Origin of the sequence: Mesotoga infera, assembly GCA_011045915.1 — a bacterium.
Taxonomy (GTDB): domain Bacteria; phylum Thermotogota; class Thermotogae; order Petrotogales; family Kosmotogaceae; genus Mesotoga; species Mesotoga infera_D.
Genome location: DSBT01000296.1, coordinates 1 through 8,036, shown reverse-complemented (window position 1 = coordinate 8,036; position 8,036 = coordinate 1). Strand labels below are relative to the sequence as shown.

The 8,036-nt window shown below is 48.6% G+C and carries 7 protein-coding genes; 5 read left to right on the top strand and 2 right to left on the bottom strand.

The genetic code is table 11. The features are described from left to right. Positions 1 to 90: 90 nt before the first annotated feature. On the top strand, positions 91 to 768 hold the full coding sequence (locus ENN47_09625) for a response regulator transcription factor (GenBank protein HDP78422.1): 678 nt from the start codon (positions 91 to 93) through the stop codon (positions 766 to 768). Then, on the top strand, positions 749 to 2,035 hold the full coding sequence (locus ENN47_09620; protein HDP78421.1) for a HAMP domain-containing histidine kinase: 1,287 nt from the start codon (positions 749 to 751) through the stop codon (positions 2,033 to 2,035). Before ENN47_09625 ends, ENN47_09620 begins: the two co-directional genes overlap by 20 nt. A 1,218-nt stretch (positions 2,036 to 3,253) precedes the next feature. Here the strand turns inward: ENN47_09620 and ENN47_09615 are convergent. Further along, positions 3,254 to 4,303: a BMP family ABC transporter substrate-binding protein gene (locus tag ENN47_09615; protein HDP78420.1), complete on the bottom strand. Its 1,050-nt coding sequence runs from the start codon at positions 4,301 to 4,303 to the stop codon at positions 3,254 to 3,256. Between the two features lie 179 nt (positions 4,304 to 4,482). Here ENN47_09615 and ENN47_09610 point away from each other — a divergent pair, with 179 nt between their 5' ends. The 3 genes from ENN47_09610 to ENN47_09600 all read left to right on the top strand — a co-directional run bounded on the left by ENN47_09610 (position 4,483) and on the right by ENN47_09600 (position 7,302). Continuing rightward, positions 4,483 to 4,866: a hypothetical protein gene (locus tag ENN47_09610; GenBank protein HDP78419.1), complete on the top strand. Its 384-nt coding sequence runs from the start codon at positions 4,483 to 4,485 to the stop codon at positions 4,864 to 4,866. A 316-nt stretch (positions 4,867 to 5,182) separates the two neighbouring features. Beyond that, positions 5,183 to 5,857, top strand: a complete 675-nt coding sequence (locus ENN47_09605) for a response regulator transcription factor (protein HDP78418.1) — start codon at positions 5,183 to 5,185, stop codon at positions 5,855 to 5,857. Then, the gene (locus ENN47_09600) at positions 5,854 to 7,302 is read left to right on the top strand and encodes a HAMP domain-containing histidine kinase (protein HDP78417.1); all 1,449 of its coding nucleotides are present in this window, start codon (positions 5,854 to 5,856) and stop codon (positions 7,300 to 7,302) included. The genes ENN47_09605 and ENN47_09600 overlap by 4 nt, the downstream gene beginning before the upstream one ends. 206 nt (positions 7,303 to 7,508) lie before the next feature. Here the strand turns inward: ENN47_09600 and ENN47_09595 are convergent. Further along, positions 7,509 to 8,036, bottom strand: a 528-nt coding sequence (locus tag ENN47_09595; GenBank protein ID HDP78416.1) for a cytoplasmic protein, incomplete at its 5' end; no start/stop codon positions are given.

Genomic DNA, 8,036 nt, shown 5'->3' with positions numbered 1-8,036 from the left:
TTCTTCTCCGGTTGTGAATCAGAAAGCCTTAGGCCTTTTCTCAGACATTTCACACTTCGACTGTTATCATTTCACAGTGGAGGAAAGCGTATGAAAGTTCTTATTGTTGAAGATGAGAGTAACCTGGGCAAATTGCTTAAGGAGTCTCTCGAAAGAGAGGGCTTTGTCGCCGAACTTGCAGTCGATGGGGAAGAGGGTCTTTATATGGCTCTTGACGGTCCATTTGACGTTATTGTCCTGGACGTTCTGCTCCCCAAGCTCACCGGCTGGCAGGTGCTCGAGAAGATCAGGGATTCGGGAAGCAGAATACCCGTTCTGATGCTTACCGCTCTGGACAGCATCGAAGACAAAGTTCACGGCTTCGATTTAGGGGCCGACGACTATCTTCCAAAGCCATTCGATATCCGGGAACTTGTGGTCAGAATTCAGTCTCTTCTGAGAAGAACTCAGTGCGGCGGAATCCCCTCAAGAGTTCTGAAAGTGGGAGATTTGGAGCTGGATATGTCGCTTAAAACCGCCATTAGAGGAAACGAGAAGATAGAACTGCGAAAGAAGGAGTATCAGATTCTCGAATATCTCATGCTGAACAGCGGCAGGGTCGTTCCCAAGAGTGAGCTCGAGGAGCATCTCTGGAATGAAGAGGACGAACTGTGGTCGGACGTAATCAGAAGCCATATAAAGAACATCCGCAAGAAGATCGACGGAGGACGAAGAAAGAAGCTAATAAAGACTGTCAGGGGAATGGGATATGAAATCAGTGACAGGTGAGGGGCTCTCATTCAGGAAGGCAAAGAGGAGATGGACTCTCTTCTTCACCCTTATTGTCATTTCTCTCGTTTCAATCTTGAGCCTCTTCATTTTCGTCCTCGCACTCAGGCTTGAAAGGGGGGCCGAAATAACCGCCCTGAACAGAGTCGCAGACAGGATCGAGTCAAGAATCGGAAGGGCGCCCTTAATGGCGCTGGAGAGAATGCTTAGGAACTATTCAGGAAATCTCGACCTCTTCACCGCTGAGAACGAGATCCTCGAGTTTGTCACTCCGGACGGAGAGAGTATTCTTCAGCTCGGAGGGACAATAGAGAGCAATCTGCCGCTCGCCGAAGGGGCTTCGAAGGCAAAGGTCATCGATTACAACGACTCGGAACTTGAGTACAACATTCTTACAAGAGCGATTAGAAACATCGCGGGACAGCCAGTCTTCTTTCTTCGGGTAGGAAGATCAACTGAGGGACTGAGCGAAAAATCTACCAGTCTTCTCTTTTCACTGATTCTATTGATAGTACTCGTTGCGGCTATCTCCTGGGTAGTCGGTCTAGCCTTAGCAGGGTACGTTCTGACACCTCTGAGAGAAAGCTATGATAGACTTCAACGCTTCACCGCCGACGCCTCTCACGAGTTAAAGACACCCCTTACGGTTATGAGGCTGAGCGTAGACCTTCTCAAGAGCAGACCACTGGAAAGCGAATCGAGAGACAAGATCGACGCAATTGACGGGGCAACACGGAGCATGCAGATTGTTGTCAACCAACTTCTGCTGCAGGCAAAGGCACATAATGATAGCTCGACGATAATGTCTTCTCAGGATGTGAGAGTTCGTGAGTTTCTCGAAGAGATGAAAGAGTATCACAGAATTTTCGCCGAATCGAAAGAGGTCCGAATAATCGTTGAGACCGATGAAGATCTCGTCGTCAGGACCTATCTGGACAAACTCAAAGTCGCCGTTGCGGCCGTGCTCGAAAATGCGATCAAGTTCACCAGAGAGAAAAGCGATGTAATCGTTGAGGCCTTTGAGAGAGAGGGTTCACTGGTCATTCAGATCAGCGATTCCGGCCCCGGGATTGATGACCCGGAGAAGGAAAGGATATTTGACAGATTCTACAAGATAGACGAATCTCACAACAGCTCGGGAAGCGGCATGGGCCTCTCCATAGCGAAGGAGACGGTCGGCTCTCTGGAGGGTGAGATATCGGTCGAAAACCGCCTCGGCGGAGGAAGCATATTTGAAATAAGAATACCATTGAGAAAGCATAAATAGGCTCTTCCTTCTATCCGGACTTTGATGTGATGAAGACCGTGGCCGGGGGTTGGAAAGGGCGGAATAAGACGCAAGGCGCCGAAACCCATCGACGGACGCAAGGCTGGCGAAGACCACGCCAGGTCGCAATGCCCGGAGGAGCATCCGGGGACGCAAGGCTGCCTTCGGCAGGAGGCCTTCTCAGGTCAACCGTCAACAGTCCACCGTCCTCCAAAATCGCGTCGCGGACGGGACCCTCGGAAGTGATGCCCGCTGAATCGTCCGGGGAAGTGATGCTGACGCTTACGCGCCAGGAGGAGGCATGATAAAACCGCTTTTCGCCGGACGCTGTACCTTGGAGGTTCACAAACCAGCTTTTCTCGTCAGAAACACAATGGTTAGAAAAGAAACCACATTCCTTGCTCTTGCCAAGAACCAGGAACGAACAACGAATAACCGGGTATCAGCGGATTCTTGTTCTTAAGCATGCAGCGTTTCTGGAGCGAGATCCCGTACAGGCCCCCCAAACAGGAGCCCTGAACAGGAGATTTTCAGGGCAGGCTCATTGGGGCAGGCCTCAGGGCAGGCTAAGTGAGTGGATTCCAGCGCAGGCTCTCCTCTTCCGAAAGCATCTAGCCCGTCATTCTAGCTCTTGGTCAGAATCACGATCCTTGTCGCAGTAAATCTCTCGCCTTCTGGTGAGCGCAGCGAAGGTCTCGACCATGCTCATTCTTGACTGATCTTATCGGTGAACGGGGCCCTGATCTTGAACGGTCAACCGTATTTCACAGCGATCAGAAGGGTTATCCGCTTCTAAGCGCACAGCGATTCGTATCCTTGCAACTGTTCTCCCTCACGCAGCGGAGCTGGCCGCGCGCAGTGCAACTGACCTGCGTTAGCAGACTGGCTCTTAGATACTCCTGAGGACGCTTTTCGCGTTTAGATTCTGAGTAGGATCATCTCAGAATGACGCGATGCGACAGAAGACTGTCATCCCAAGTCACTCGTGCAAACTCCTTACTTCATCATCCCGCAAGGCTGCGTAAAATGTCTCTGTTTGGCGCTTCTGTTAAGGGCCATTGCACGGCATCATGTTCTTCTTGTTCTTACTCTTCAAAGCGATCATCGTCTCCTGGCAAGAGTTACCAGCGGATATTTAGACGGCGGACCGTTAACGGATAAATGCTCTCATTTCTTACCAGCTTAGTCGGAATGCTCCATCAGACTAATAGATAAGAGTCACTTTGGGCTGCCAACGACATTGTCGACAAACCAATCCATTGCAAGCAGTTCTTCATCTGTGGGAGTTTCGCCCTTTGAATATCTCGTGTTTCCTTCCTGATCAATCAAAGGACCCTCAAACGGGTAATAATCACTCTCGATTATCCTCTTTCTTTCGTTTTTCACCAGGTTCATCAGATCATCCGGGACTAGCTCGCTCATTACTATGTCGACAACCCCGTCACCTATTCCACCCCAGTACTGACTGCTGATCCATTTGTCATCGATTACTTCATTTATCATTCTTTCGTAGAAGATGCCCCAATCCCATACGGGAGAAGTAAGAAAAGTGTCTGGACTGAAGGCGCTCATATCGGTGTTGTAACCAATAGCGTAGACACCGCGCTGTCCGGCCGCCTGGACTGCAGCCGGCGAATCCTGGCTCTGGGCGATGACATCGGCTCCAAGATCCAGGAGGGCGTCTGCCGCCTCCTCTTCTGAAGAGGGATCGAACCAGGTCTCGGTCCAGATAACGTGAATTTTTGCATCTGGATTCGTCTTCGAAACTCCTATTGCGAACGCATTTATACCCCTGATTACTTCGGGAATCTTGAAAGTGGCAACATATCCTATCAAGTCGCTCTTTGTCATCTTCCCGGCGATCAGCCCTGTAAGGTAGGCCGGTTCGTATATTCTCCCGAAATAAGTCCCCAGGTTCTCTGCCGTCTTGTAACCAGAACAGTGCATGAAAATCGTGCCGGGGAAGTCCTTCGCAACTTCTACAACATCATCCATAAAACCGAAGCTCGTGCTGAAAACAAGCCTTACTTCTCGCTCGGCGAAACCCCTTAGCACTTCAAGATCCTGTTCGCCTTCGGTAACGTTCTCAATGCATGAAGTCTCTATCCGATTGCCAAATACCTTCTCAATATACTGGCGACCCTCATCATGTTTCTGTGTCCAGCCTCCATCGTCTACTGAACCGACATAGACAAACGCTATCCCAAGAGGTTCTGCAAGCAAAATTGAAGCAAGGAGAGCCAAAACGGCGATAAGGATTGTTTTCACAAAACACCTCCTCAAGAGAGTCAGAGCAACGGCAAAGCCTAAACAATGCAACTGCCTGGCCGGCAAAACTCGGATCCACAAATCCCATTATATCCCACACTTTTGCCGAATTCTTTCGAATATTGCTTTCTATAATATTACTGAAACTAGATTTCAGAGACCTCCAAGGAGTTGAAGAAATGTTGGTCACAAGCGAGGAGAAGCGTTATTCAGATAGAACGGAAATGACTTTGGACGACCTTATTCAGAAGCTGAAGGATCTGGGCCTGTATTCTTTGAAAAGCGTTATGGTAAGCGAAATCGAAGGAACTGAAACACGTCTCGTAACCGACAACCGTGTGATCGACCCTGAAGATCTGGAGGAAACACTGCTTTCCTGGGAACGAGAATCGATTACGAAAGTGATGCTGCTCGACATGACACCGGTTCACAAGCATCACAACACATTCACATCTGCCGCCGGAGGCAGCTACGAACCGCCCGAGTTCTGGATCCAGGTTACAAGGGTCAGCAATGCAGTTGAGACTATAGTTGTGGCAGTGAAGAGTGTGGATCGCTGTTAGTCTTCTACAAAAACCTTGAATCATTTTCATCCTGTTGACAGGGCAAGAGCTACGATGACAGTCTGACATAGATACTGAACCCGCCCCCATTCAGTACGTGCAAAGGAGCGTGATAACCTGAGAACGGCGCCAAATAGCGGCACAGACTGTGGCAGCACGTGATAACGTTTTGTCGGTTACTCTGGAAAGTTAGCTTTTTTAAGGGCCGGACTGCGCTAAAGGAATGAGACATGTCATGCAGTCCGGTTTATCGGTTAGCTATTGATAGCGCGATCGATTATTATTGAATAAAGTGGAATTCACAGAGGTGTGATTCATGGGAACAAGGATAAATCTCGTTGAAGACGAAAAGAATCTGAACAGCGTGCTGACTTCCTATCTAGAAAAGGAGGGATGGGAAGTCAAGTCGTTCAAGAACGGCAGCGATGCTTTCGACGAAATAGACGATTCTCCTGATATCTGGATTCTGGATATTATGCTCCCGGGAATCGACGGATTTGAACTCCTACGAGAGATCAGAAAGAGAGATTCGGCGATACCGGTGATCTTCATTTCTGCAAGAGACAAAGACATCGATCGAGTAGTCGGGCTTGAGATGGGAAGCGACGACTACTTGCCCAAACCTTTTCTTCCCAGAGAACTCGTCATTCGCGTAAGAAAGATTCTTGATCGCATCAACTACTCGGGCGGAGTAATATCTATTTTTCCTTATACGATCGACGAGGCAAGAAGATCCGTTGTAGAGGCGGTAGATGAAGGCAACTCAAAGGTCATTGAACTCACCTCTATGGAGTTTGATCTGCTCCTTCTCTTTATTAACGGCAAAGGCAAACCTTTTTCCAGAGACCAGATTCTCGACAGGATCTGGGGCTACGACCACTACGGAAGCGACAGAGCCGTCGACGATCTTGTACGGAGACTTAGAAAGAAGATGCCCCATTTCAAGATCGAGACCGTCTATGGATTCGGTTATAAGAGCGTGAACCTATGAGGAAGTGGAGCCTTTCCGACAAACTCTGGCTGCTTTTTGCCGCTGTTTTCTCGATTCTGTTCCTTCTGCTCGGAATTGTTTTTAGGTGGTCGATAAGGGATTTTTTCACTGCGGAAGCATATATGGCTATCGAGTACGCTCAGGAAGTAAAGCTGATCGAGCTGCAGGGAGGGTTCATTCCTTTCGAGGATATTGATCTGAACAACCTTCGAAACGCAAGGGATGTAGGACACATTATTGTTTTCGATCGGGAGTTTGATCTGATAGACTACTACCTTAACAGATGGAGAACACAGGAGAACGTTGAAAAGAGCAATCCATCGCCTTCCCCGGGTTCAAATGACATAGTCATCAGCGGAACAATAGTACCGGAAATCCTTCCAGTAATCGAAGCGATAAGAGAAAACGCAGAGAATCAGACCTCTTTCTCAGAGAGATACGAAGCGAAAGTAACCGACAGGAGCCTTTTCTACGTGATCCGCACAAACCAGATCTCCGGAAGAGATGTCACAGTGATTTCATATATGTGGGATACTTACAAGAACAATCTTTCATCGACTCTTCTCTCGAGATTGCTTCTGGTCATGGCAGTAATGACTGTAGTGAGTCTCGTCTTTGTCATCATCTTCTCAAGATACTTGACCAAGCCTTTGAAGAAACTCTCCGAGGACGTAAGAATGATCTCAAAAAGGAATTGGGATAAGCCTGTTGCTTTGAAAAGAAATGACGAAATAGGAGAGTTGGCAGATTCAATTGAGAACATGAGAAAGAGCCTCAGCGAACAGGACAAGGAGCAGCAGTCGATGCTTCAGTTCATCTCCCATGAATTGAAGACACCGGTCATGGTAATCAGGAGTTACGCGCAGGCAATAAAAGATGGTATTTATCCCGGGGGAAGTCTGGACAGTGCTATCGACGTTATTGATGAAGAGATTCAGCGAATGGATCTGAGGGTTAAGGATCTCCTTTTCATAACCAGACTTGAATACCTTTCGCGTCATAACCTTGAGACATCGAGGGTGAATCTCTCGGAACTGATAGAGGATACAGTCGGCCGCTTCTCCTTTCAGCGGGACGATATAGATTGGGTCCTTAAATTGAAGGACGTTTCTGCAGAGATAAACGAAGAACAGCTGGCAATAGCAGTGGAGAACATTCTCTCTAATCAAATTCGGTATGCGAAAAGCAGAATTGAGGTCTCAATGGAGATTGTCGAGAAAGAGGACAGAGTGAACGTGCGTTTCGCGAACGACGGAGACAAGATAGCAGAAGAGAAACTTGCGGAGCTCTTCAAGGCTTTCAACAAAGGAGCGGGCGGCGAAACCGGCCTCGGTCTGAACATAACCAGGCGAATCATTGAACTGCACGGCGGTAAAATCTCCGTAAGCAACGAAGAGTCAGTGGTAGCGACTACTGTCAAACTGCCGATCAAGAACTCGAGATAATCACACAAGAACTCTGCCCAGGAGCCGGCAGAGACAGTTTCTTCATCAACTGATCAGATGACAAGAGGACACACTTGCGTGTCCTCTTGTCTTACCGGCATTGGTTTTCGCCGGGGGCATTCAATGGTCGGATCGATTGTGTAAGAAACATTGAAGCGGTAAAGATCTTTTTTGCGCTTTAGTTTGCCGGCCTCGCTTCTGGCAAATCACTCTTTGCTCAGCCAGCTAATAGCCTGATGCCAGAATTTGCCGTAGTATTCCCATGCAACAAACTCCATTCCCCAGTGAGGGGCGAGATCAGACATGAAGGCCATTGATCTCCCTTTTCCCGAATCTCCGACTATGATGAAGGGATCTCCATCAATCTCGGCAAGCACTTCGGAACCTTCCTTGGGGAAGACCTTCTGGTAGCCCAGGAATCTCGGCCATTTTGTGTCTATTCCCTTCAAAATTGGATGATTCGGTTTCAATACCTTAACCGAGGCCCCCTGGGTGGCTTCGACTCTGTCGTCTGTATCCATCATGTTGACTGGCATCACTTTCTCGATCGGACTGCCGTGATAGTTTCCCTTGCCCTGGAAGCCCTGGAAGTCGACGTATCCACCCGTCATGATTAGCGATCCGCCGGCCAGAACGTAATCAGCGAGCATCTGAACTTTGTTCGGACCCATCGGTACTTTGAACATATCCGGGTACATAGTCAGGGTGTTTCTTCCGCAGTCGCTTATGATTAC

Excerpts from the sequence above, each read along its gene's own strand:
- ENN47_09625 (HDP78422.1), top strand. The coding sequence starts at position 91 with ATGAAAGTTCTTATTGTTGAAGATGAGAGTAACCTGGGCAAATTGCTT.
- ENN47_09620 (HDP78421.1), top strand. The coding sequence starts at position 749 with ATGAAATCAGTGACAGGTGAGGGGCTCTCATTCAGGAAGGCAAAGAGG.
- ENN47_09610 (HDP78419.1), top strand. The coding sequence starts at position 4,483 with ATGTTGGTCACAAGCGAGGAGAAGCGTTATTCAGATAGAACGGAAATG.
- ENN47_09605 (HDP78418.1), top strand. The coding sequence starts at position 5,183 with ATGGGAACAAGGATAAATCTCGTTGAAGACGAAAAGAATCTGAACAGC.
- ENN47_09600 (HDP78417.1), top strand. The coding sequence starts at position 5,854 with ATGAGGAAGTGGAGCCTTTCCGACAAACTCTGGCTGCTTTTTGCCGCT.